At 67.8% G+C, this 24,935-nt stretch carries 14 protein-coding genes; 8 read left to right on the forward strand and 6 right to left on the reverse strand.

The window, feature by feature from the left end; all coding sequences use genetic code 11:
• Positions 1–209 precede the first annotated feature (209 nt).
• Positions 210–998 carry an SDR family NAD(P)-dependent oxidoreductase gene (locus IB274_RS06610; protein ID WP_192431218.1) on the forward strand — a complete coding sequence of 263 codons (789 nt, stop codon included), beginning with the start codon at positions 210–212 and terminating at the stop codon, positions 996–998.
• Position 999: 1 nt separating this feature from the next.
• Here the strand turns inward: IB274_RS06610 and IB274_RS06615 are convergent, their stop codons facing one another.
• Both IB274_RS06615 and IB274_RS06620 read right to left on the reverse strand, forming a co-directional pair.
• Positions 1,000–1,290 carry a putative quinol monooxygenase gene (locus tag IB274_RS06615; protein ID WP_192431219.1) on the reverse strand — a complete coding sequence of 97 codons (291 nt, stop codon included), beginning with the start codon at positions 1,288–1,290 and terminating at the stop codon, positions 1,000–1,002.
• Positions 1,291–1,593: 303 nt separating this feature from the next.
• A complete protein-coding gene (locus IB274_RS06620) occupies positions 1,594–3,024 on the reverse strand; it encodes a PLP-dependent aminotransferase family protein (RefSeq protein WP_192431220.1) in 1,431 nt (476 codons plus the stop codon).
• A gap of 149 nt (positions 3,025–3,173) precedes the next feature.
• Here IB274_RS06620 and IB274_RS06625 point away from each other — a divergent pair, with 149 nt between their 5' ends.
• A complete protein-coding gene (locus IB274_RS06625) occupies positions 3,174–3,614 on the forward strand; it encodes a carboxymuconolactone decarboxylase family protein (protein WP_192431221.1) in 441 nt (146 codons plus the stop codon).
• 87 nt (positions 3,615–3,701) lie between these two features.
• Here IB274_RS06625 and IB274_RS06630 read toward each other — a convergent pair whose 3' ends face one another.
• On the reverse strand, positions 3,702–4,859 hold the full coding sequence (locus tag IB274_RS06630) for a YbfB/YjiJ family MFS transporter (protein ID WP_192431222.1): 1,158 nt from the start codon (positions 4,857–4,859) through the stop codon (positions 3,702–3,704).
• Positions 4,856–5,728 (reverse strand): LysR family transcriptional regulator, encoded by an 873-nt coding sequence (locus IB274_RS06635; RefSeq protein ID WP_192431223.1) that lies wholly within the window; start codon positions 5,726–5,728, stop codon positions 4,856–4,858. The genes IB274_RS06630 and IB274_RS06635 overlap by 4 nt, the downstream gene beginning before the upstream one ends.
• 112 nt (positions 5,729–5,840) lie before the next feature.
• On the opposite strand from IB274_RS06635, the gene IB274_RS06640 reads away from it, so the two are divergent.
• Positions 5,841–6,899 carry an NAD(P)H-dependent flavin oxidoreductase gene (locus tag IB274_RS06640; protein WP_192431224.1) on the forward strand — a complete coding sequence of 353 codons (1,059 nt, stop codon included), beginning with the start codon at positions 5,841–5,843 and terminating at the stop codon, positions 6,897–6,899.
• A 198-nt stretch (positions 6,900–7,097) separates the two neighbouring features.
• Here IB274_RS06640 and IB274_RS06645 read toward each other — a convergent pair whose 3' ends face one another.
• A complete protein-coding gene (locus tag IB274_RS06645) occupies positions 7,098–7,991 on the reverse strand; it encodes a DMT family transporter (protein WP_192431225.1) in 894 nt (297 codons plus the stop codon).
• Positions 7,992–8,085: 94 nt separating this feature from the next.
• On the opposite strand from IB274_RS06645, the gene IB274_RS06650 reads away from it, so the two are divergent.
• A complete protein-coding gene (locus tag IB274_RS06650) occupies positions 8,086–8,883 on the forward strand; it encodes an AraC family transcriptional regulator (protein WP_192431226.1) in 798 nt (265 codons plus the stop codon).
• A gap of 16 nt (positions 8,884–8,899) precedes the next feature.
• On the opposite strand, the gene IB274_RS06655 is transcribed toward IB274_RS06650, so the two are convergent.
• Positions 8,900–9,436 (reverse strand): RNA polymerase factor sigma-70, encoded by a 537-nt coding sequence (locus IB274_RS06655; RefSeq protein WP_192431227.1) that lies wholly within the window; start codon positions 9,434–9,436, stop codon positions 8,900–8,902.
• A gap of 346 nt (positions 9,437–9,782) precedes the next feature.
• Here IB274_RS06655 and IB274_RS06660 point away from each other — a divergent pair, with 346 nt between their 5' ends.
• The 4 genes from IB274_RS06660 (at position 9,783) to IB274_RS06675 (ending at position 24,935) form a co-directional block, all read left to right on the forward strand.
• Positions 9,783–9,992, forward strand: a complete 210-nt coding sequence (locus IB274_RS06660; protein WP_192431228.1) for an MbtH family protein — start codon at positions 9,783–9,785, stop codon at positions 9,990–9,992.
• A 3-nt stretch (positions 9,993–9,995) separates the two neighbouring features.
• Complete coding sequence (locus IB274_RS06665) at positions 9,996–10,718, forward strand: thioesterase II family protein (RefSeq protein WP_192431229.1); 723 nt, start codon at positions 9,996–9,998, stop codon at positions 10,716–10,718.
• Between the two features lie 21 nt (positions 10,719–10,739).
• On the forward strand, positions 10,740–11,720 hold the full coding sequence (locus tag IB274_RS06670; protein WP_192431230.1) for a TauD/TfdA family dioxygenase: 981 nt from the start codon (positions 10,740–10,742) through the stop codon (positions 11,718–11,720).
• 411 nt (positions 11,721–12,131) lie between these two features.
• Positions 12,132–24,935: a non-ribosomal peptide synthase/polyketide synthase gene (locus IB274_RS06675; RefSeq protein WP_192431231.1), complete on the forward strand. Its 12,804-nt coding sequence runs from the start codon at positions 12,132–12,134 to the stop codon at positions 24,933–24,935.

A 24,935-nucleotide genomic window follows, 5' to 3' on the forward strand; every position in this document is an offset into this window, starting at 1 on the left:
GGAGAGGAGTCGGGCGAATTGCCCGATTTAGAGCCTGTGCGAGTTTGTGCCGAGCGCGGCGCGCAGTGATCAGGCCCAACAGGCGCTGTTTTTCTGCAGCGTAGTGCGGGAGCAACTGGCAGCCGGTGGAAACCAGCGCCTATTCTCATTCCTTTCTCCGCTCCCCGGCTCACTGCGGGGGTTCTGTCATTCCCACCGTTGGAGGCACCATGAACCTGTACCTGTCAGACAAGCTCGCCTTGGTCAGCGGCTCGACCAAGGGCATCGGTTTCGCCATCGCCCAGGGTCTGGCCCGCGAAGGGGCGAGGGTGATCCTCAATGGCCGCAGCCAGTCCTCGGTGGACCAGGCGCTGGCACGTATACGCGCGCAGCAGGCCGATGCGAAAGTCGAGGGCTTCGCCGGTGATCTGTCCGACCCGCAGCAGATTGCCGCGCTGGTGCAGCGTTATCCGGCGGTAGATGTGTTGGTGAACAACCTGGGTATCTTCGATCCCAAGCCCTTCGAGGAGATTGCCGACGAGGAGTGGCTGCGCTTTCTCGACGTCAACCTGCTCTCCGGCGTGCGCCTGTCCCGTGCCTACCTGCCGGGCATGAAGCAGAAGAACTGGGGGCGGGTGGTATTCATCAGCAGCGAGAGCGGTATCCAGATTCCCTTTGAGATGATCCATTACGGCGTCACCAAGACTGCCCAGCTCGGTCTGTCCCGCGGTCTGGCCGAATACTGCGCGGGTACCGGGGTGACGGTGAACGCCGTGCTGCCGGGGCCGACCGCCTCCGAGGGGGTGGGTGATTTCGTCGACAAGCTCTCCGGCGGCCAGCCATTCGAGCAATTCGAGGCGGAGTTCTTCCGCACCGCGCGGCCGGGCTCGCTGCTGCAGCGCTTCGCCCGCCCCGAGGAGATTGCCAACCTGGTGATCTACGTCTGCTCGGAGCTTTCCTCAGCCACCAATGGCGCGGCGCTGCGGGTGGATGGCGGGCTGGTGCGCACGGCGTTCTGAGTCACTCGGCGCTGCGGCTTTCGAATTCCAGTCCTAGCGCCAGGTCGCCACAGCCGAGCCGGCCGAGCCACTGTTGTGCTTTCGGGCCGGACAGGTGCGCCTCCAGCTCGGCCTGGCTGGTCCAGCGGGTCAGCACCTGCCAGCGGTCGGCGGCCAGTTCCTGCAACTCGCTGCCCTGGCAGCCGGGTTGCTGGCGGACCTGGGTGACCAGTTGATTGAGGTGCTCGCCCAGCGCGGCAGCCTGACCGGGGAATGCCTGGACGCGAACGATGGCGATGGCGGACGGGGACATGGCGGGGCTCCTTTGTGCTGGGGTGGCCATTGGGCGCTGAAGCTGAAGCCCGGTAAAGGCCGGAACCGGCTTTCAAAACCGATGCTGGAAGATTACGTGCCCGCTGGCGGCGGCTGAACAGCCACTTCCGGGGAAAACCACAGGGCCAATACGCGTGATTTGAACTCACCCAGCAGAGCCCGCGACCGCCTATCGGTACGGGCCGCTTTTCGTAGGAGCGAGCTTGCTCGCGAACCCACTCAACAGCAGGGGCTGTTCGCGAGCAAGCTCGCTCCCACAGTCCATATCCTTTAGCCGTGCGGCTCAGGCCAACTGCTGCAACAGGTCGCGAACCTTGTCCAGCGCCGGGTCGATGTCCAGCGTGTCGATGGCGCCGAAACCCAGCAACAGCCCGTCGCGTACTGGCACCTGATGGTGGAAAGGCGCCAGCCCGTAGAGGCCGACCTCGACCTTGCGCGCCAGCTCGCAGAGCAACGCCACGTTGAGCGGCTCGCGCAGGAGAGCCGTGAGGTGGAAGCCGGCCACCGAGGGCACCGTTTTTAGCCAGGGCGACAGGTCGCTCGCCAGCCGAGCCAGGATGCGCTCGCGGCGGCCAGCGTAGATGACGTGGCAGCGGCGAATGTGCTTGAGCAGGTAGCCCTCGCTGATGAACTTGGCCAGTGCCCACTGCGGCAGCGTCGAGCTGTGCCAGTCGGAAATCTGCCGCGCCCGCACCAGCGCCGGGAACAGGCTGGGCGGCGGAATCAGGTAACCCAGGCGCAACTCCGGCAGCAGCACCTTGGAAAAGGTGCCGATGTAGGCCACCACGCCGTGGCGATCGAGGCTTTGCAGCGCGTCGGTGGGCCGTCCTTCGTAGCGGAACTCGCTGTCGTAGTCGTCCTCGATCACCAGCGCGCCCAGTTCCAGCGCCCGTGTAAGCAGCGCTTCGCGGCGTGCCGGGCTCATCGGCATGCCCAGCGGGAACTGGTGCGAGGGTGTGGTGTAGATCATCCGCGTACCCTCGGGGATCAGTTCGACGCAGATACCCTCGGCATCCACCGGCACGCAGGCCACCTCGGCGCCGAGGGTCTGGAAGATCAGTCGCGCCGGGGTATAGCCAGGGTCTTCCATGGCCACCTTGTCACCGGGGCGGAGCATGACGCGGGCGAGCAGGTCCAGCGCCTGTTGCGCGCCGTTGCAGACCATTACGTCGTCCAGCTGGCAGTTCACTCCACGGGCATAGGAGATGTGCCGGGCGATTCCGTCCCTTAGCGGGGCGATGCCTTCGGGCGCGCTGTAATGCCCGCGCAAGCCGGTCATCCGGCGCATGGCATGGTTTACGCAGCGCCGCCATTCCTCCTGGGGGAACTGTAACTGGGTGGTGGCGCCGCCGATGAAGTCGGCCTTCGCCGTGCCTGCGCCGGGGTGGCGCAGGCGCGTGTCGAGGTTGGCCCAGTGATCAATGTTGTCCTGGCTGGCGAAGCGCACGCCGTCCTGGCGCCTGTCGTGGCGCGGCAGGTGGGTGTTGACGAAGGTGCCGCTGCCGATCTTGCCCACCAGCACGCCTTCGTAGGTGAGTTGGGCGTAGGTGTCGGAGATGGTCTTGCGCGAGATGCCCAACTGCTCGGCCAGCAGCCGGCTGGGCGGCAGGCGGGTGCCGGCTGCCAGGCGACCGGAGTCGATGGCTTCGCGCAGCTGGCGATAGAGTTGCCCGGCGAGATCCTTCTGGCCGTGGATGATCAGGTGCAGTTCCAAGGACGAACTCCGCAGCTTCTGGGCAGTGGCGCAAGCGTAGCGTCGACGGCTGGTACGGTGAAGTTGCGCGGTGGAAATTCCGCGGATTGGTCACCGTGTGCTGGTGAAGCGGGGCGCACAATGGCCGGGTCATCTACTGGAGTGCCGTCATGGAGCCGCGTCTGGATTACTACACCGCCTCGCCGGAAGCGCTGAAGGCGGTGCTGGCGCTGGAAGCCGCCATCTTCGAGCTGTCGCTGGAGAAGCCGCTGCTGGAGCTGGTGCGTCTGCGGGTGTCGCAGGTGAACAACTGTGCGTTCTGCGCCGACATGCACGCCATGGAAGCCCGGCGCAACGGCGAGACCGAGCGACGCCTGTTCGCCGTCAGCGTCTGGCGCGAGTCGCCGTTCTTCAGCGAACGCGAGCGGGCGGCGCTGGCCTGGTGCGAGTCGGTGACGCTGCTGTCCGAGTCGAAGGTGCCGCTGGAGGTCTTCGAACTGGCCCGCGAGCAGTTCAGCGAGCGCGAACTGGTGGACCTGACCGTGGCCATCGGCGCGATCAACGTCTGGAACCGCCTGGGCGTGTCCTTCCGCCAGCAACCGACTGCGTGAGTTGCGCCTTGCGTGCTGGAACTCCTGCGCTCAGGGCTGGGGTGAGGGGATGCACGCGCACGGACTTGCCCGGTGCAAAGCGCGCCCTTACAACGGCCGGCCAAGCGTCTCAGTCCTGCGCAGCGGCAAACAGCACAACGCCCCAACCAGCAACGCGCTGGCCGCAGCTCCCAGCGCCGGGATGAAGCTGCCGGTCAACCCACGCAGAGCGCTCGCCGCCAGCGGCCCGACGATCTGCCCGACGCCATACAGTGCGGTCATCGCCGCGAGCATGTTGAAGCGTACCTGCGCGGCGACCATGCGGGCCGCCGGCATGGCGATGGTCACCGTCCCCATGAAGCTGCCGCCCACCAACACCGCGCTGCCCAGATAAAGGAAGGCCGAGTCGCCCAGCGCCGGCAGCATCACGCCTACCGCCTGCACCAGCAGGTTGAGCGCCAATGCACGCCGACCCCCGAGCTTGAGGTGTAAGCGGTGCCAGAGGAAGCACGATGGCGCAGCGCCCAGGCCGAACGCGGCCCAGACCTGCAACGGGTCGATGGCGCCCAGGCCACTCTTCATCAGCAGCGGCAGGTAGGTGGCAGTGATGATGTAGCCGAAGCCGGCCACCCCGTAGACCAGCAGGATGATCGGCGCGGACAATTCGGCCGCCGGCCCCGTGCCGCCCGCGGCCTGGTGCGGCGCGGCCGGCGCTTCCCGGCTGAGCGCGGGCGCGGCCAGCAGCGACAACACCAGCCCCGCTAGCGCCAGCACGCACCAGATCGCTGCGCTGCCGAGGCCGAAGGCGTTGCCGGCGGCGATCAGTTCCGCCGAGACCAGGATGCCGATCCCCACGCCGGCAAACATTATCGGCGCGCCGTGGCTTTCGCCCATGCTCTGCAACAGCCATTGCGCGGCGCTGACCAGGGCCATGGCGCTGAGCACGCCAGCCAGCAGGCGCACGCCGATGGCGAACCAGGCTGGAGCTGGAATGGCCATGGCGGCCAGTGTGGCCAGGGTGCCGACCAGGGCGATCACGCAGATACGTGCGGCATGCCGTTCGTGGCTGCGCGCCAGCACTAGCGCGCCAAGCAGGTAGCCGGCGTAGTTGGCCGAGGCGGCCAGGGAACCGCCGGTGACGCTGAGGACGCCGTCGCTCACCATCAGCGGGTAGAGCCCGGTGAAGGCGAAACGGCCGAAACCCATGCCGACGGCCAGGATGAGTGCCGCCGACAGCGCGGCGGGTAGGCGACGAATGCGGCTCATGGGCGTGCCTCCAGGGCTTCCCGCCAGCGCTGGAAGGCGCCGGTGGCGTAGCCGTCGCGCCAAATCAGCAGGGTGTCCACTTCCAGTAGCGGCACCACCTGCAGGTCCGGCATTTCCCGTTGCAGCTCCAGCACCGAGCGCGGCAATACGCCAAAGCAGGAACCGGCGTTCACGCAGGCGAGGATGCCGTGGTAAGAGCCGACTTCCTGCACGGCGAGCGAGGCTCCCTTCAACCAGCGTTCGAGCAATTGCCGGTACGTGCAGCCGCGAGCGAAGCCCACCAGGGTGCGAATCTGCACATCCTCGGGACGGGTTACCGGCGGGTGGTCCCCAGGCAACACCAGCAGCAGCTCCTCGCGAAACACCGGTTCGGCGCAAAGGCCGCGCTCGAGTAGCGATTCGAAGCCCGGCTCGGCGTGGAGGATGTCCGGGTGGGAGATCAAGGCGCAGTCCAGTCGGCGCTCCAACACCTCATTGATCAGCTTCTGGCTGTGCCCTGTGCTGATGTGCAGTTCCACCTCCGGATAGGTGCGGTGAAAGCGCGCGAGGATTTCCGGCAACCGGCTGGCGGCGGCGGCCTCCATGCTGCCCAGGCGCAAGCTGCCGGTAGCGCTTTGCGGGTGCAGCGACTGCCGCGCTTCGTTGGCCAGGGCCAGTAGCTGCTCGGCGTAGCGGAGGAATTCACGGCCCTGGTCGGTCAGCGTCATGCGCTTGCCGTCGCGCAGGAACAGCGCTGCGCCGAGGTCTTCCTCGAGCTGGCGAATGCGTGTGGTGACGTTCGATTGCACGCGCTGCAGGCGTGCCGCGGCGCGGGTGACGCTTTGCTCCTCGGCCACGCAGCGGAAGATTTCCAGGCTGGAGAGATCCATGTTTGATCTTCATTGGAGAACAAGTTGCCGACAATATTCTCTTTGTGAGATTGTTGGTCAAGTGCAAATCAGCCAGGCGCGGCAATCGCCGGCCCGACTTGGAGGACCCGTCATGCCCATCACCGAACTGCTCGGCATCCAGCATCCCATCATCCAGGCGCCCATGGTCGGCGTGTCCACCCCGGCGCTTGCGGCGGCGGTGTCCAATGCCGGCGGGCTGGGTTCCATCGGCCTGGGCGCGAGCAATGCGACACAGGCCCGCGCCCTGCTGGAGCAGACTCGCGCTCTGACCGACAAGCCGCTCAACCTCAATCTGTTCTGCCACCGTCCGGCCACGGCGGACTCGGTCCGTGAGGCCGCATGGCTGGAACACCTGCGTCCGCTATTCGCCGAGTTCGATGCGCAACCACCGACGCAGATCACCGAGATCTATCGCAGCTTCCTGGACGATCCCGAGATGCTGGAGTTCCTCATCCAGGCGCGCCCGGCCGTGGTCAGCTTCCACTTCGGCCTGCCGCCGCAGGAGTGGATCGGTCGCCTGAAAGCTGCGGGCATCCGCCTGTTGGCCACCGCCACCTGCCTGGCGGAAGGCCGCGCCATCGAGGCGGCGGGCATCGATGCCATAGTCGCGCAAGGCTATGAAGCAGGCGGGCACCGTGGTGTGTTCGAACCGGAGAAGGACGCGCGCATCGGCACCTTTGCGTTGGTCCGGACGTTGGTGAAGGGTGCCGGGCTGCCGGTGATTGCGGCAGGCGGAATCATGGACGGGCAGGGCATGCGCGCGGTGTTCGAACTGGGTGCGCAGGCGGTGCAGATGGGCACGGCATTCATTTCTGCCGACGAATCCTCGGCCAACGCGGCGTTCAAGGCGGCGCTGCGCGGTGAGCGCGGGGAACGCACCGAAGTGACGGCAGCGATTTCCGGTCGTGCCGCGCGGGGGATGGTCAATCGGCTATTCACTGACGTGGGCAGTGCGGATGCGCCGGCGCTGCCCGACTACCCCATCACCTACGATGCGGCCAAGGCACTGACGGCTGCAGCCACGGCCAGGGGCAACAGCGATTTCGCCGTGCAATGGGCCGGGCAGGGCGCGCCGCTGTCGCGGGAGATGTCGGCGGCGGAGCTGGTCTTGACCCTCATGGCCGAATTCCGCGGCAGCGTAGAGCGGTAGGAGCCAGGCGTAGGGCGGATAACCTGGAACAGGTTATCCGCCGGCTCATTCGCGGCGGATAACGCTGGCGCGTTATGCGTCCTACGAGGCTTCCGTGGCGGCGCCAACCAGTAGGGCGAGCTTGCTCGCGAACAGTTTTCCGGCGACATCAGGGCCAATCGGTTCGCGAGCAAGCTCGCTCCTGCAAGAGCATCCGAGTCAGCGGGCGCTGACGGCGGCTGCGGGCTTCTCCCGCGGACGCCACAGCTCGGCCAGCAGCACGCCGGCCAGAGTCAGCGCGCCACCCACCAGGTGATAACTGGTCAGTTGCTCGTTCAGCACTACGGCGGCGATGGCGGCGGTCAGTACCGGCAACAGGTTGAAGAAAAGCGACATGCGGCTCGGCCCCATGCGTTGCACGCCCTGCATCCACGCCAGCGCGCCGACGATGGACGCCAGTAGTCCGGCATACAGCACCAGCGGCAGGTTGGCGGCGTTCAGGCCGTGGCGCGGTGAGGCGAGGTACAGCGGCGCCAGCGCGACGATGGCCACCAGCACCTGCAGATAGAGCATCAGCAGCGGCGGTAACGGCAGGTTCCACTTCTTCAGCAGCACGCCATACACGCCGTAGGCGAGGGTGGCGATGATCATCATGCCGTCACCCAGGTTCACGCCGTGGCTGATCAGTTGCTGCGGGTTGCCCTGGGTGATCACCAGCAGCACGCCGCCCAGAGAGACCAGTGCGCCCAGCACGGCGGCAGCACTCAGCTTGTGGCGCAGCAGCACCGAGGCCAGGGCGAGGGACATCAGCGGCATCAGCGAGAGAATGATGCCCATGTTGGTCGCCGAGGTGAGCGCGGCGGCGTAGTAGGCCAGGCACTGGTAGACGGCCATGCCGAGCAGGCCGAGGGTGATGATCTTGCCCAGGTTGGCGCGGATCACCGGCCAGTGGGCGAGGGTGGCGCGCAGCAGGAAGGGCGTCAGCAGTGCGCCGGCCAGCACCCAGCGGTAGAAGCCGATCTCCGCCGGGGCGATCTGCCCCACGGCGAGCTTGTTGACGACGGTGTTGCCGGACCAGATGACCACGGCCAGCAGGGGGAACAGGTAATTCATGAAGGAACGCTTCCGGGGATAACGGAGCGTATTGTCCGCTCGTCCGAAACCAGACGTATAATGAAAACCGGACAATCCACCCCGGCATTCGGACATGACCCGCGCACTGCCGCTCCCGCTTCCCGACATCGACCAGCTGCCCGCCGACCTGTACTTCCGCTACGACGAGTTCGACGCTGGAACCCATTCCCCCAGCCATCGTCACGCCTGGGGCCAGCTCAACTACGCGTCCCACGGGGTGATGGAGCTGGAGGTGGACGGCCAGCGCTTTCTCTCGCCGCCGCAGTACGCCGTATGGGTGCCGCCGGGGCTCGAACACAGCTGCTACAACCGCCAGGCCATCATCTACCGCTCGCTCTACGTATCCGCCGAACTGGCGCGCAAGCTGCCGCAGAGCCCCTGCACCCTGGCGATCAGCGACATCCTCAAGGCGATCCTCTCCGACTTCGCCGCACGCCAGGTAAACATCCCGCAGAGCGCCGCCGACCAGCGACTGGCCGAAGTGGTGATCGACCAGCTGCAGGCCGCGCAGCCCCACGACGATTACCTGCCGTACGCCAGCAGTGGCGCCCTGGGCGAAGTTCTGGCCGCGCTGCAGGCCGTGCCTGGCGACAACCGCACACTGGCTCAATGGGCCGAGCGCGTGCACAGTACCGAGCGCACCCTGGCGCGGGCCTGTCAGCGTGAACTGGGGATGTCATTCGGCGAATGGCGTCAGCGCCTGCGGTTTCTCGCCGCCATCGAGGCACTGGCATCGGGGGAAGGGGTACAGCAGATCGCCTTCAACCTGGGCTACAGCAGCCCTTCGGCGTTCATCGCGATGTTCCGGCGGCTGTCCGGCACCACGCCGGAGCAGTATCGCTCGACCTTCCGCGCCCTGGCGGGAGGCTGAGGCTCAGAGCGGACTCTCAGACCTTGCCGTCCTCCAGCCCCTTGAGGGTCTTGCGGCAGTGGATCAGCGCGTCGCGCACCATGAAGTTCACCAGGGTCGGGGAGACGCCCAGTTCCTCGGCGATTTCCTTCTGCGTGCGGCCGTGCAGGCGGTACATCTCGAAGGCGTAGCGGGTGCGCTCGGGCAGCGTCTGCAGGGCGCTGGAAATGGCTTCGAGGGTCTGCCGGTCCTCGTGCTCGATCTCCGGTGACGCGGACGCCGTCGCGATGTGCATGCCTTCTTCCTCGCTACCCGAGTAGCGCTTCTCCAGCGCCTGGCGGCGATAGAGGTCGATGGCCAGGTTACGCACCACGCGCATCAGGTAGCCGCTCTGCGACTGGATGCCGGGAGTGAGGTCGCTCGCATTGAGCTTGATGTACGCATCGTGGACCACGTCTTCGGCATGGCTGCGGCAGCCGAGGATGCGTGCGGCCGCATTGATGAAGGTCTGCCGGTGGGTAGCGAACAGCTCGTGGAGAGCGGGGCGCGGCTCGGCGGGCATTGGCTTGGACATGCAAGGTTTCCTATGCGGCGGCGGAGGCGGGGACGTCCACATGGGTTGAGGCGGCCAATCTAGATCAAATGATAATTATTATCAATTTATTCGAGAGACTCCGACTATCGCTCTGCGACAGGGTTCCCACACAAGTGTGAAGATTTTTCATTCGCATCCATTCGTCAGATCTCTCGGCACTCGGGTAAAGGGCAAGCCAGGAAATTTCGCCGGTGCATATCTTATGAGAATTAATCGCATCCGAGAACACTAACTATTTCATTGTCTCCCTCGTCTTCATGGCAGAGCTGGAAAACATCGGTAATGGCCGGTGGCCGGCATCCCATACAGCGGAAGGAGAAGGGCGATGGCGTTCGATCGCGAAGATGCGGTTTACAAGGTGCTGGTCAACGGTGAAGAGCAGTACTCGCTGTGGCCGCAGTACAAGGAAGTTCCGGCCGGCTGGCGCGAAGCCGGCAAGCAGGGGAGCAAGGCCGACTGCCTGGCCTTCGTCGAAGCCAACTGGACCGACATGCGCCCGCTCAGCCTGCGGCAGAAGATGGCCGAGGGGCAGTAACCCATGCTGCGTCTGTTCTGCCTGCCGTACTCCGGCGCCAGCGCCATGGTCTATGCACGCTGGAAGCGCCAGCTGCCGAGCTGGATCGACGTCTGCCCGGTGGAGCTGCCCGGCCGTGGCCGGCGCTTCGCCGAAAGCCTGCAGACCGACTTGCGCGCCCTGGCCAGCCAACTGGCCGATGAAATTGCCGCACGCCTGGACCAGCCCTACGCCCTCTTCGGCCACAGCCTCGGCGGCCTGCTGGCCTTCGAGCTGGCCCATGCGCTGCGTGAGCGCGGTCTGCCGATGCCGCAGGCGCTGTTCGCCTCGGCGGCCTCCGCACCGGCGCGCCGCGACAGTCATCGCGAGCTGGCGCAAGAGCAGAGCGACGCCCAGCTGATCGAGCGTATGCGCCGCCTGGGCGGCACGTCCGAAGCGGTGTTCGCCGACCAGGAAATGCTGCGCCTGACCCTGCCGGTGATGCGCGCCGACTTTCTCCTCTGCGGCCTCTACGACTACCGCCGCCGCGCGCCGCTGGCCTGCCCGATCCACGTGTTCGGCGGCAAGGGCGACCGGCTCTCGGTGGAGTCCCTGTCCGCGTGGCAGGACGAGACCAGCGCTGGCTTCTCCCTGGAGATGCTCGACGGCGGCCACTTCTTCCTCAATGCCGGCGAGGCGCGCCTGCTCGAGCTGCTGCTCGGCCACCTGCGCCAGCCCGGCCAGTCGACCAGCGCAGCGCTGGCCTGATCGATTCAAGCGGAGATCCAGATGCCCACCTCCACTCTGTTCGACATTGCTCCCCTGGCCGAAGCGCGCGGTGGTCTGCCACTGCTGGTGCAGGCCCGCGGCGACGGCATCGACCTGCTCGACGCCCTGGCCGAACTTTGCCCGCTGGTGGATGAGCGCCTGCCGGTCTGTGCCGGCATTCTCTTCCGTGGCTTCCAGGTCGGCGCGCCGGAGCGCTTCCGCGAGTTCGCCGCCGGCTTCGGCCATCCGCTGCTCAACTACGAGTTCGGCTCCACCCCGCGCAGCAACGTCACCAGCGGCATCTACACCTCCACCGAGTACCCGCCGCACCAGCACATCCCGCTGCACAACGAGCAGGCCTACACCCGCGAGTGGCCGATGAAGATCTGGTTCTACTGCGTGCAGGCCGCGCAAAGCGGCGGCGAAACGCCGATCGCCGACAGCCGTGAGATCTATCGCCGGGTCGATGAAGGCATCCGCCGCCGCTTCACCGAGCGCGGGCTGATGTACACCCGCAACTTTGGCAACGGCCTGGACGTGGCCTGGGAACAGGTGTTCAACAGCGCCGATCCGGCGGTGGTCGAGGCCTACTGCAAGGCCCACAAGATCGCCTGGGAGTGGAAGGAAGACGGCGAACTCCGTACCCGCCAGGTCTGCCAGGCAGTGGCGCAGCATCCGGTCACCCGCGACTGGGTCTGGTTCAACCAGGCGCACCTGTTCCACGTCTCGAACCTGCCGCCGGAAGTGCGCGAAAGCCTGCTGGAAATCGTCGACGAGGAAGACCTGCCGCGCAACGTCTACTACGGCGACGGCAGCCCCATCGAGCCCTCGGTGCTCGACGAAATCCGCGGCGTGCTGGAGGAGGCCAAGGTGAGTTTCCCCTGGACCAGCGGCGACGTCCTGATGCTCGACAACATGCTCGCTGCCCACGCGCGCTCGCCTTTCAGCGGCCCGCGAAAGGTGGTGGTGGCGATGGCGGAAGGGCATGGCGCTGACGCGTAAGCCTCAAGGTTGCACGGATAGCTCCCTCTCCCTTCGGAGCAGGGCGCGCAGCCAGGGCCGGGGGTGAGGGAAATGGCCGAGCACAGAAGTCGCCGGTAGCACCCTCACCCTAACCCTCTCCCAGGGGGAGAGGGGACTGATCGGAGTGGATGGATATACCAGGAGTACGCCGGACCTTTCAGCCGGCACGGATAGCTCCCTCTCCCTCTGGGAGAGGGCGGGGGGTGAGGGAAGTGGCCGAGCACAGAAGTCGCCGGTAGCACCCTCACCCTAATCCTCTCCCAGGGGGAGAGGGGACCGGTCGGAGCGAGTCAGCAGTTCGGCTCTCCGATCCCAAAAGCGCAAAACAGCTGAACCCACGAATTTCCCTCCGGCGGGCCCCACGCGCTCGCCGACAGAACAGGTGATGTCATGAACGACCGCTACGAAGCCGCAGGAAACCTGGTCGAGGCCCTGCTGCAACGCGCCTGCGAAATGCCGCGCAAGACCGCCCTGCGATTCATCGCCGAGGACCTCGAACAGCCCATCAGCTTCCGCGAGCTGGACGAGCGCGCCCGCGCCATGGCTGCCTGGATGCTGCGCCACGGCCAGCACGGCGACCGCGCCGTATTGCTGCTGCCCAGCGGCCCGGAGTACGTCACCGCGTTCTTCGCCTGCCTCTACGCGGGGATCATCGCCGTGCCGGCCTACCCGCCGGAATCCGTGCGCCCGCAGCACCTGGCGCGCCTGCGCTCGATCCTCGATGACGCCGAACCGAGCCTGGTGCTCACCGATTCCACGCTGATCGACGCCCTGCGCCCGGCCTGCGAGCGCGAGAACGGCGACAGCCCGCTGCTGCTGGCGGTGGACCAGGCCGACCCGGCGCTGGCCGTCGAATGGCAGATGCCCGAGCTGGCCGACGACGACATCGCCTTCCTGCAATACACCTCCGGCTCCACCTCGACGCCCAAGGGCGTGCAGGTCAGCCACGGCAACCTGGTGGCCAACGAGCGCCTGATCCGCCACGGCTTCGGCATCGGTGACGACGACGTGATCGTCAGCTGGCTGCCGTTGTTCCACGACATGGGCCTGATCGGCGGCCTGCTGCAACCGATCTACAGCGGAATCGAATGCGTACTGATGTCGCCGCGCTACTTCCTCGAACGCCCGCGCCGCTGGCTGGAGGCCATCGCCCGCTTCGGCGGCACCGTCAGCGGCGGGCCGGACTTCGCCTACCGCCTGTGCTGCGAGCGGGTCAACGAGGCGGCCATGGAAGGTCTCGACCTGAGCAAATGGCGTGTGGCCTTCTCCGGCTCCGAGCCGATCCGCCCGGACACCCTGGAGCGCTTCGCCGCCTGGTTCGCCCCGGCTCAGTTCGACGCCTCGTCCTTCTACGCCTGCTACGGCCTCGCCGAAGCGACCCTGTTCGTCACCGGTGGCGTACGCGGCGACGGCATCGGCCAGCTGGAAGTGGACCTCGATGCCCTGGGCGAGAACATCGCCCGTCCGGGTCGCGGCACCTCGCTGATCAACTGCGGCCGCGCCCAGCCCGATCATGAAATCCAGCTGGTCGACCCGCTGAGCGGCGAAAGCCTCGGCCCGGACCGCGTCGGCGAAATCTGGAGCAGCGGCCCCAGCGTCGCCCTCGGCTACTGGCGCAACCCGGTGGCCAGCGCACGCACCTTCGTCGAGAAGGACGGTCGCACCTGGCTGCGCACCGGCGACCTGGGCTTCCTGCATAACGACGAACTCTTCGTCACCGGCCGCCTCAAGGACATGCTCATCGTCCGTGGCCAGAACCTGTACCCGCAGGACCTGGAGCGCTGCGTCGAGGAAGAGGTGGACCTGGTGCGCAAGGGCCGCGTCTCTGCCTTCGCCATCGAGCATCAGGGCCGCGAGGGCATCGGCATCGCCGCCGAAGTCGGGCGCAGCGTGCGCAAGCTGATCTCCGCCGAGGCACTGGCCAAGGCCATTTCTGCCGCCGTGGCGGAAACCTTCCAGGAAGCGCCGCTGGTGGTGGCGCTGCTGGAACCGGGCGCACTGCCCAAGACCTCCAGCGGCAAGCTGCAACGCTCGGCCTGCCGCACCCAGCTGCTCGACGGCAGCCTGCAGGCCTACGCCATCCAGCGCGCTGGCGAGCCGATCAGCGATGGTGCCAGCGCCAAGCCGGTGGCGCCGTTGTCGGCCGAGGAGCAAGCCATCGCCGCGCTGTGGAGCGAAGTGCTGGAGCTGCCGGCGATCCGCCGCGACGACAACTTCTTCGCCCTCGGCGGCAACTCGATCAAGGCCACCCAGCTGATGGCGCGCCTGCGCGAGCGTCTTGGCCGCGCCGTGGAATTGCGCCTGCTGTTCGAAGCGCCGGAGCTGGGCGCCTTCGCCGCCGCCCTGGCAGCCCTGCCGACTGCTGCAGTCGAAAGCGTGCCGCAGGTTCCGCGTGACGGCCTGCTGCCGCTGTCGCCGGCCCAGCGCCGCCTGTGGTTCCTCTGGAAGCTGGAGCCGGAAAGCGCCGTCTACCACATCGCCGGGCGCATGAACCTGCGCGGCGAACTGCGCAGCCCGGCGGTGGAGCAGGCCTTCGCCGTGCTGCTGGGCCGCCATGAAACCCTGCGCAGCCGCTTCATCGAACAGGCCGATGGCGAGGTGTCGCTGAGCTTGTCCGATGCCGCGCAAGTGGAGCTGACCGAGAGCGACTTCAGCTCCCTGGGCAACGCCCGCCGCGACATCGCCGCCCGCGAGGATGCCGATGCCTTCGCCGCACAGCCCTTCGACCTGGCCAGCGGACCGCTGCTGCGCCTGCGCCTGCAGAACCTCGGCGGTGGCCGCCAGGCGCTGCTGCTCTGCGTGCACCACATCATCGCTGACGGCTGGTCGCTGAACCTGCTGCTGGACGAATTCGCCGAGTGCTACCGCGCCATCGTCGAACAGCGCGAGCCCGTGCTGCCGGCACTGCCGCGCCAGTACCTCGACCTCACCGCCGCCCACCAGCACAAGCTGGAAGCGGGCGAGGGCGCGCAACTGCTGGACTGGTGGAGCGAGCGCCTGGGCACTCAGCATTCGCCGCTGGAGCTGCCTTTCACGACGGGTGAAAAAGGCCAGAGCGCCGAGCTGGTCGAGCGCGAGGTGGACGCCGAGCTGACCGCGAAACTGCGCAGCCTAGCCCAGGCCCACGGCGCGACCCTGCCGATGCTCCTGCTCAGCGCCTACAACCTGCTGCTGCAGCGCTACAGCGGCCAGCACGACCTGCGCATCGGCCTGACCCAGGCCGGCCGCGAGCAGCTCGACAGCGAGCGCCTGGTCGGCTTCTTCGTCAACCTGCTGGTGCTGCGCAGCGAACTGCCCGAAGGCGCCACCCTGCGCGGCGTGCTCCGCCAGCTGCGCGATGACCTTCTGCAAGCTCAGGCGCATCAGGGCCTGCCGTTCGAGCAACTGGTGGAAGCGTTGCAACCCGAGCGCGGCCACGGTCGCCACCCGCTGTGCCAGGTCGCCTTCGACCACCAGTGGCAGCCGCGCGCCGGCAACGGCCTGCCCGGCGTCAGCGTGGAAGCCCTGGAACAGCTCGACTTGGAAACACCCTTCGACCTGGTGCTGCGAGTCCGCGAGGGCGAACAGACCCTGCGTCTGAGCTTCTGCTATGCCCGCGAGCGTTACGCCGCCGCCGGCATGCAGCGCTTGGTCGGGCACTTCCTCGACCTGCTGCGCGCCTTGCCGCAGCTCAATGCCGACGCCGTGCTGGACGCCCGCGACTGGCTGCCCGCCAGTGACTGGAGCATCGCCGTGGCCGGTGATGCGCCGGCTTTCGAGGCGCTGAGCGAGACCATCGCCGCCCAGGCCCGCCGCCATCCGGCCAAGGTCGCGCTGCTCGACGAGCAGCGCGAAGTAAATTTCGCCGAGCTGGAGGATCGCTCCAACCGCCTGGCGCAACGCCTGATCCAGCGTGGTATCGGCGCCGAGCGCCGAGTCGCCGTGGCGCTGCCGCGCGGCGTGGACATCCCGCTGGCCCTGCTGGCCGTCATGAAAGCTGGCGGCGCCTACCTGCCGCTGGACATCGACTACCCCGAAGAGCGCCTGGCCTGGCTGATGCAGGACGCCGGCGTCGACCTGCTGCTGACCAACGCCGAGCTGGCCGAACGCCTGCCGCTGCCCGAAGGCGTTGAGCGTCTGGTGCTGGAAGAGGCCGACCTCGGCAACGCCCTGGCCGTGCGTCCGCTGGTGCGCATCCAGGCGCAGAACCTCGCGTACCTGATCTACACCTCCGGTTCCACCGGCCAGCCCAAGGGCGTTGCCGTCGCCCACGGCGAGATTGCCGCGCACTGCCGCGCCATCGGCCAGCGCTACGCCATGAGCGAGGCGGACCGCGAGCTGATCTTCATGTCCTTTGCCTTCGACGGTGCCCACGAACGCTGGCTCACCGCGCTGTCCCACGGTGGCAGCCTGCTGATCCGCAATGACGCGCTGTGGACCGCCGAGCAGACCCTGGAACAGCTGCGCCGCCATGCCGTGACGGTCGCCGCCTTCCCGCCGGCCTACCTGCAGCAGTTGGCTGAGCAAGCTCTGATCACCGGTCACGCGCCGAGCATGCGCATCTATTGCTTTGGCGGTGATGCAGTGCCGGAGGCGGCCTATCACCTGGCGCACCGGGCGCTCAAACCCGAACACCTGATCAACGGCTACGGCCCGACCGAAACCGTGGTCACCCCCATGCTGTGGAAAGCGGACGCACACACGACTTGCGGCGCGGCCTACGCGCCCATCGGCGAAGTGGTCGGCGAACGCAGCCTGTACATCCTCGACGACCGCCTGCAGCCACTGCCGCGCGGTGTGGCCGGCGAGCTGTACATCGGCGGCCACGGCCTGGCCCGTGGTTACCACCAGCGCGCCGGCATGACCGCCGAACGCTTCGTCGCCGACCCTTTCTGTTTATACGGCCAGGCGGGCCGACTGTACCGCAGCGGCGACCGCGTGCGCTGGCGTGAAGACGGTGCGCTGGACTACCTCGGTCGCGTCGACCAGCAGGTGAAGATTCGCGGCTTCCGTATCGAGCCGGGCGAGATCGAAGCCCGCCTGCGCGCGCTGCCCGACGTGCGCGAAGCGGCGGTGATCGCCCGCGACAGCGAACGCGACAAGCGCCTGCTGGGTTACGTCTGTGGTGACAGCCTCGCCGAGGACGCCCTGAAAGCCGCCCTGCGCGCACAGCTGCCGGACTACATGGTGCCGTCGCGCATCCTCGTGCTGGAACAGATGCCGCTCAACGCCAACGGCAAGATCGATCGCAAGGCGCTGCCCGACCCGCAGGAAACCGCCAGCACCACCGAAGCCCCGCGCGACGGGCTGGAAAGCCGCGTCGCCGCCGTCTGGGCCGAAGTACTCGGCGTGCCCGCGGTGGGCCGCGAGGACGACTTCTTCGAGCTGGGCGGCCACTCGCTGCTGGCCACGCAAGTGATTTCCCGACTGCGCCGTGACCTGGGCTGCGAAGTGCCGCTGCGCGACCTGTTCGAAGCCAGCCGCCTGGACGAGTTTGCTGCACGGCTGACGGCTCTTGCGCCCAGCGCTCGCGCGGCACTGCGAGCCGTGGCCCGCGACGGCGACCTGCCGCTGTCCGCTGCCCAGAGCCGCCTGTGGTTCTTCTGGCAGATGGAACCGGGCAGCGCCGCCTACAACGTGCCGGGCGCGCTACGCTTGCGCGGCCAGCTGGACGAATCCGCACTGCGCCGTGCCTTCGACGTCCTGGTGGCGCGCCACGAAACCCTGCGCACCACCTTCGATGAAGTGGACGGCCAGGCCTTCCAGCGTATCCAGCCGGCGCAGCCCCTGGATATGGCATGGGTCGACCTGTCCGCTGAAAAAGATGCAGAAAGCGCCGCCCGCAAGCTGGCCGAGGAAGAAGCACAGCGTCCGTTCGACCTGCGCAACGGCCCGCTGCTGCGCCTGACCCTGCTCAAGCTGGCCGACGCCGACCACGTATTGCTGCTGACGATGCACCACATCGTCTCCGATGGCTGGTCGATCCGCGTGCTGGTGGACGAGTTCAGCCGCCTCTATGGCGCCTTCGCAGCAGGCGAAGAACTGCAACTGCCGGAGCTGCCGGTGCAATACGCCGACTACGCCCAGTGGCAGCGCGAGCTGCTGGTGGGCGAGGAGGGCCAGCGTCAGCTGAGCTGGTGGACCGAGCAACTGAGCCGTGCTGATTCCGAAAAAGAATCGCCCGTGCTGGAACTGGCCGCCGACCGCCCGCGCCCGGCCGTGCAGAGCTACCGCGGCGGCAGCCTCGGTTTCAGCCTGGACGCCGGACTTGGCAGCCGCCTCAAGCAATTGGCCCGCGAGCAGGATGTCACCCTGTTCATGCTGCTGCTCGGTGCCTACGCGGTGCTGATGCAGCGCTACAGCGGCCAGCGCCACCTGCGCGTCGCGGTGCCCATCGCCAACCGCCAGCAGCTGGAAACCGAAGGGCTGATCGGCTTCTTCGTCAACACCCAGGTCATGCCGTTCGCCCTCGGCGACGACGAATCCTTCGCCGCGCTGCTGGCTCGTCTCAAGCCGCTGGCCCTGGGCGCCCAGGCGCACCAGGACCTGCCGTTCGAACAGCTGGTGGAAGCCCTGCAGCCCGAGCGCAGCCTGGCCTACAACCCGCTGGTGCAGGTGAAGTTCAACTTCGGCTTCGACGTCAGCCGCCTGCCCGATGCCGGTGCGCTCAAGCTGGAACTATTCAGCGAGGAACAGTACGGCGCGCGCTTCGACCTCGCGCTGGACATGGCCGAGGCGCTGGACGCCAGCGGCCAGCCGGGCGATGAGCTGCGCGGCAGCTTCGTCTATGCCCGCGACCTGTTCGACGAGGACAGCGTCGCCGCCATCGCCGGGCAGTTCGAAGCGCTGCTGCGCCAGCTGTGCGCCGAGCCGCAGCGCGCCCTCGGCGAACTGCCGCGCCCGGTCGCCTCGCTCCGTCGTGGCGAAGCCCGCCAGTGGCCGCAGCAGGACGTGCTCGGCCTGTTCGCCGCGCAGGTCGCTGCGCAGCCGGACGCCATTGCCGTGCAGGACGACCGCATCCGCTACAGCTACGCCGAGTTGGACCAGCGCAGCAACCGCCTGGCCAACGCGCTGATCGCCAGCGGCGTGGAGCAGGGCGAGTGCGTCGCCCTCTGCCAGGAGCGCAGCGCGCAGTGGGTGCTCCTGCTGCTGGGCGTGCTCAAGGCCGGGGCCACCTATGTGCCGCTGGACCCGGCGCAACCGGCCGAGCGCCTGCGCCAGTTGCTCGCCGACAACGGTATCGGCCGCGTGTTGGTGAGTGATGCCGCTCTGCTGGAAACCTTCGGCGCCGCCGCCATGCTGATCCCGGCTGGTGGCCCGGAGCAGGGCAGCACCGTCGCACCTGTTCGGAGCATCGATCCGCAACAGGCTGCCTATGTGATCTTCACCTCCGGCTCCACCGGCCAGCCCAAGGGCGTGCGCATCAGCCACGCCGCGCTGGCCAACTATGTGCAGGCCGTGCTCGAACGCCTGCAACTGGACCAGGGCCGCGCCCAGGGCCTGGGCATGGCGATGGTTTCCTCGGTGGCGGCCGACCTCGGCCACACCACGCTGTTCGGTGCGCTGTGCGGCGGCGGTCGCCTGCACCTGGCGGATGCCCAGGCCGTGGCCGATGCCGAGCGCTTCGCCGCGTTCATACAGGACGTGGACGTGCTGAAGATCGTCCCCAGTCATCTCGCCGGCCTGCTGGCCGCCGCACCCAACGCCGCCGCCGTACTGCCGCGGCGTCTGCTGGTGGTCGGCGGTGAAGCCTGCGACCGCGCGCTGTTGCAGCCGATCCGCGACCTTGCGCCCAAGCTGCGCATCGTCAACCACTACGGCCCCAGTGAATCCACCGTGGGCGTGCTGACCCACGAGTGGTCGCTGCTGGACGACCTGCCGGCAGCCAGCCTGCCCATCGGTACGCCGCTGGCCAACAGTGCCATTCGCGTGCTCGACGAGAACGGCCGCGACCTGCTGCCGGGCGTGCCCGGCGAGCTGTACATCGGCGGCGCGGGCCTGGCGCTGGGTTACCTCGGCCTGCCGGAAATGACCGCCGAGCGCTTCGTGGCGATTGAGGGCGAGCGCCTGTACCGCAGTGGCGACCGCGTGCGGCTGAGCCGTCGCGGCGTCGTGGAATTCCTCGGCCGCGTCGATGATCAGGTGAAGATCCGTGGTTACCGCGTCGAGCCGGGTGAACTGGCGCAAGCGCTCAAGCGTCTGCCCGGCGTGCGTGATGCCGTGGCGCTGGCCGAGCGTGACAACGACGGCCCGATGAGGCTGCTGGCCTGGGCCGTGACTGATGTGCAGAGTGTGGAAAGCCTGCGCGAAGCCCTGGTCGCTGCCGTCCCGGAATACCTGCTACCGGCTCAGCTGGTGCTGCTGGAGCGCCTGCCGCTGAACGCCAACGGCAAGGTCGACCGCAAGGCGCTGCCGCGCGCCGAGGCGGTCGCCAAGGCCGTGGACAGCGCACCGCTTAGCGAACTGGAGCAGCGCATCGCTGATATCTGGCAAGCGGTGCTGAAGGTCGAGCGCGTCGGTGCCGAAGACAACTTCTTCGAGCTGGGCGGCGACTCCATCCTTAGCCTGCAGATCATCGCGCGCATCCGCAAACTCGGTTACAAGCTCAGCCCGAAGCAGCTGTTCGAGCGGCAGAGCGTCCGCCAACTGGCGCAGTGGCTGGAAAACCGCGCTCCGGCCGCGCCGGCAGCACCCGCGCCGGTTGCTGCGGTCAGCGGTGAAGTGGCGCTGTCGCCGGTGCAGGCGCGCTTCTTCGAGCGCGTGCCGAGCGCCCAGCGTCACCACTGGAACCAGGCTTTGCTGCTGCAACCGCGTGAAGCGCTGGACGGCGACGTCCTCGCCCGCGCGCTGCACTGGCTGGTCGACCATCACGATGCGTTGCGCCTGCGTTTCGACGGCAACCGCCAGCGTTACGCCGAACACGGCCCGCTGGATATGACGCTGCTGTGGCGGCGCCGCGCGGCGGACGCCCGTACCCTGGAACGCCTGTGCGACGACGCCCAGGCCAGCCTCGATATCGCCAATGGCCCGCTGCTGCGCGCCATGCAGGTCGGCCTGGAGGATGGCAGCGAGCGCCTGCTGCTGGTGATCCATCACCTGGCGGTGGACGGCGTGTCCTGGCGCATCCTGCTGGAAGACCTGCAATACGCCTACCGCGAACTACGCGCCGGCCGCACGCCTGCCGCATTGCCGCGCAGCGACAGCTATCAGGCCTGGAGCGCCCGCCAGCAGGCGGCGGCGAACAGTGCCGAAGTGGCCGCCGAGCTGGACTACTGGCAGGCCCAGCTGCGCCATGCGCCGCGTCTGACCCGCGCCCGCAGCGGCGCCCCGGCCACCTGGAAGGAAGCCGCCAACGCGCGCTTCAGCCTCGACGCCGAGACCACCCGCCAACTGCTCGGCCCGGCGCTGAAGGCGCAACGCGTGCAGATCAACGACCTGCTGCTGACCGCGCTGGCCCGCGCCCTGTGCGCCTGGAGCGGTGAAAGCTCTGCGCTGGTGGAGATGGAAGGCCACGGTCGCGACGCCTTCGACGGCGATGCAGCGCTGGACCTGAGCCGCTCCGTGGGCTGGTTTACTGCGCTCTATCCCGTGCGCCTGCAAGCCGGCGGCGAGCCGGGTGCGGACCTGCGCGCCACCCGCGAACACCTGCGCAATCTGTCGCGCGCCGGCATCGGCTACGGCCAGCTGCGCTATCTCAGCCAGCACGCCGCCAGCCTGCGTGACCTGCCGGCGCCGCAGGTGACCTTCAACTACCTCGGCCAGCTCGACCAGGCTTTCGCCGACGCCGACTTCCTGCCGGCCTTCGAAGGCGTGGGCCGCAGCCAGCCGCTGAACGCTGCGCTGGGTAACGCGCTGGTCTACGCCGGCCGCGTGCTCGGCGGCGAGCTGAGCCTGGAGGTCACCTACAGCAGCGCCATGTTCGACGCGGCGGACATCGATGAGCTGCAAGCGCTGCTGCGCGCCGAGCTGCAAGCACTGGTCGCTTGGTGCCTGAGCCATCCCTGCAAGCTCGGCGCAAATGATCTGCCGCTGCTCGATCTCGACCAGCAACAGCTCGACGCATTGCCGCTGCCGGCTGGGGTGGACGACCTCTATCCGCTGTCGCCGATGCAACAGGGCATGCTGTTCCACGCCCTCGACGTGCCGGGCTCCTCGCTCTACGTCAACCAACTGCGCGTCGATCTGGACGGCCTCGACGAGGCTTGTTTCCTCGATGCCTGGCGCGCGGTCATCACCCGCCACGCCAACCTGCGCACCGGCTTCCTCGCCAGTGCCGACGCGGCGCCGCTGCAGTTCGTCCTGCGCGACGTGCAGTTGCCGGTGCAGTCCTTCGACTGGCGCGACCAGCAGGTCAGCGCACAGCAGCTTGAAAAGGTCGCTGACGCCCAGCGCAACCTCGGCTTCGACCTGGCCAAACCGCCGCTGCAACGCCTGGCGCTGGTACGCCTGGGCGAGCGCCGCTACCACCTGATCTGGACCTGCCACCACCTGCTGCTGGACGGCTGGAGCAGCGCGCGGCTGATCGGCGAAGTGCTCGCGCTCTACCGTGGCGAGACACTGCCGGCGCCAGCGGCGCAGTATGGCGACTACATCGGCTGGCTGCATGCCCAGGACCGCGCGGCGGGCGAGAGCTTCTGGCGCGAGCGTTTGAAAGGCTTCGACGAACCGACCCTGCTGGCCACCGCCTGCAACGCCGGTTTCCGCGAGGAGCCGCTGCGCGAGCTGCACAGCCGCCTCGACAGCGCGCCGCTGCAACGCTTTGCCCAGGCTCAGCGCATCACCCTCAACACCCTGGTGCAGGGCGCGTGGGCGCTGCTGCTGCAACGCTACTGCGGGCAGCGCAGCGTGACCTTCGGCGCCACCGTCGCCGGGCGCCCGGCCACGCTGCCGGGGGCGGAGGAGAGCCTCGGCCTGTTCATCAATACCCTGCCTATCCTGCAAACGCCGGATGACGCCCAGCGCGTCGGTGATTGGCTGCGCGAGCTGCAGGCCTTCAACCTCGACGTGCGCGAGTTCGAGCACACGCCGCTGTACGACATCCAGCGCTGGGCCGGCCGTGGCGGGCAGGCGCTGTTCGACAGCATCATCGTGTTCGAGAACTTCCCCATGGATGCGGCGCTGTCCTCGTCCAGCGAGGACGAGCTGCGCATCCTCGGCCACCACCCGGTGGACGGCACCAACTACGCTCTGGCCCTGGTGGCCAGCGCCGGCGAACAGCTGGACGTGCGCTACACCTACCGCGCCGACCGCCTGAGCGCGAGCCAGATCGAGCAGCTGCGCGGCCACTTCGAGCACCTGCTGCTGGCCTTGGTGGAGGATGCCGAGCGCCCGCTGGGCCGGATCAGCCAATTGGCAGACGCCGAGCGCAACGAACTGCTGCAACGCTTCAACGACACCGAGGCGCAGTTCCCGGCCGACGTGCAGCTGCAGGAGCTGATCGAACGCCAGGTCGCCGCGACCCCGGACGTGCTGGCTCTCCAGTTCGGCGACGAACGCCTGAGCTACGCCCAGCTCAATGCCCGTGCCAACCAGCTCGCGCACTGGTTGCGTGGGCAGGGCGTCGGCCCGGACGTACTGGTCGGTGTGGCCGCCGAGCGTTCGGTGGAACTGGTGGTGGCCCTGCTGGGCATCGTCAAGGCCGGCGGCGCCTACGTGCCGATGGACCCGGACTATCCGCAGGAACGCCTGCAGCACATGCTGGCCGATAGCGGCGTGAGCCTGCTGCTGACCCAGCAGCATCTGCTGGATCGTCTACCGGCGAGCAATGCCGCAATGATCTGCCTGGACAGCCAGTGGAGCGAAATCGCCACGGCCTCCGAGCAGAACCCGGCCATCGCCGGCAGCCCGCAGAACCTGGCGTACCTGATCTACACCTCCGGCTCCACCGGCAAGCCCAAGGGCGCCGGCAACAGCCATCGCGCGCTGGTCAATCGCCTGAACTGGATGCAGAAGGCCTATGCGCTGGATGCCTCCGACCGCGTGCTGCAGAAGACCCCGTTCAGCTTCGACGTGTCGGTGTGGGAGTTCTTCTGGCCGCTGCTGACCGGTGCCACCCTGGTGGTCGCCGCGCCCGGCGCGCATCGCGATCCGCTGGCGCTGCGTCAGGTGATCGAGGCGGGGCAGGTAACCACGCTGCACTTCGTGCCGTCGATGCTGCAGGCCTTCGTCGCCTCCGGTGAACTGGAGCGCTGCCCGTCGCTTCAGCAGGTGATGTGCTCTGGCGAGGCACTGTCCTATGAGCTGCAACAGCAGTTCCGCCAGCGCAGCAGTGCGAAGCTGCACAACCTCTACGGCCCGACCGAAGCGGCGATCGACGTCAGCTTCTGGGCCGGTGACGAGGACAACGCGCGGCAGGTCGTGCCCATCGGCCGGCCCATCGACAACCTGCGCCTGGTGCTGCTGGATGAGCGCCTGGAACCGGTGCCGCAAGGCGTGGCCGGCGAGCTGTACATCGGCGGAGTCGGTCTGGCACGCGGTTATCACGCTCGTCCCGGCCTGACTGCCGAGCGTTTCATTGCCGACCCGTTCGGCAGTGGAGAACGCCTGTACCGTACCGGCGATCTGGCTCGCCAGCGCGAAGACGGCGCCATCGAATACCTCGGCCGTCTCGATCACCAGGTGAAGATTCGCGGCCTGCGCATCGAACTGGGCGAGATCGAGGCGCGCCTGCAGGCCCATCCGCAGGTGAGCGAAGCGGTCGTGGTGGCCAAGGACGGTGTGCTGCTGGCCTACGTGGTCACCAGCGCCGAACCCGAGACCCTGCGCCAGGCACTGCAAGGCGAATTGCCGGACTACATGGTGCCGTCGCGGATCATCGCCCTCGATGCCATGCCGCTGTCGCCCAACGGCAAGCTGGACCGCAAGGCCCTGCCAGACCCGCAACTGGGTGACAGCCTGCGCGAGTACACGGCGCCGCGCAGCGACCTGGAAGTCGAGCTGGCCGGCATCTGGCAGCACGTGCTGCAGGTGGACCGCGTCGGCCTGCACGACGACTTCTTCGAACTGGGCGGCCATTCGCTGCTGCTCACCCAGGTCGGCCTGACCCTGCGTCAGCGCCTGGGCCTGGGCCTGGAACTGCCGCTGCACCGCCTGTTCGAGCTGAGCAACATCGAGGCGCTGGCTGCCTGGATCGAAGCCCAGCGGGCAGGCGCCGCCAGCGCGGAAGAGGAACTGGACCTGATGGACGAACTGCTCGGCGAGCTGGAGAATCTTTGA

Origin of the sequence: Pseudomonas sp. PDM18 (assembly GCF_014852585.1) — a bacterium.
In the GTDB taxonomy this organism is placed as follows: domain Bacteria; phylum Pseudomonadota; class Gammaproteobacteria; order Pseudomonadales; family Pseudomonadaceae; genus Pseudomonas.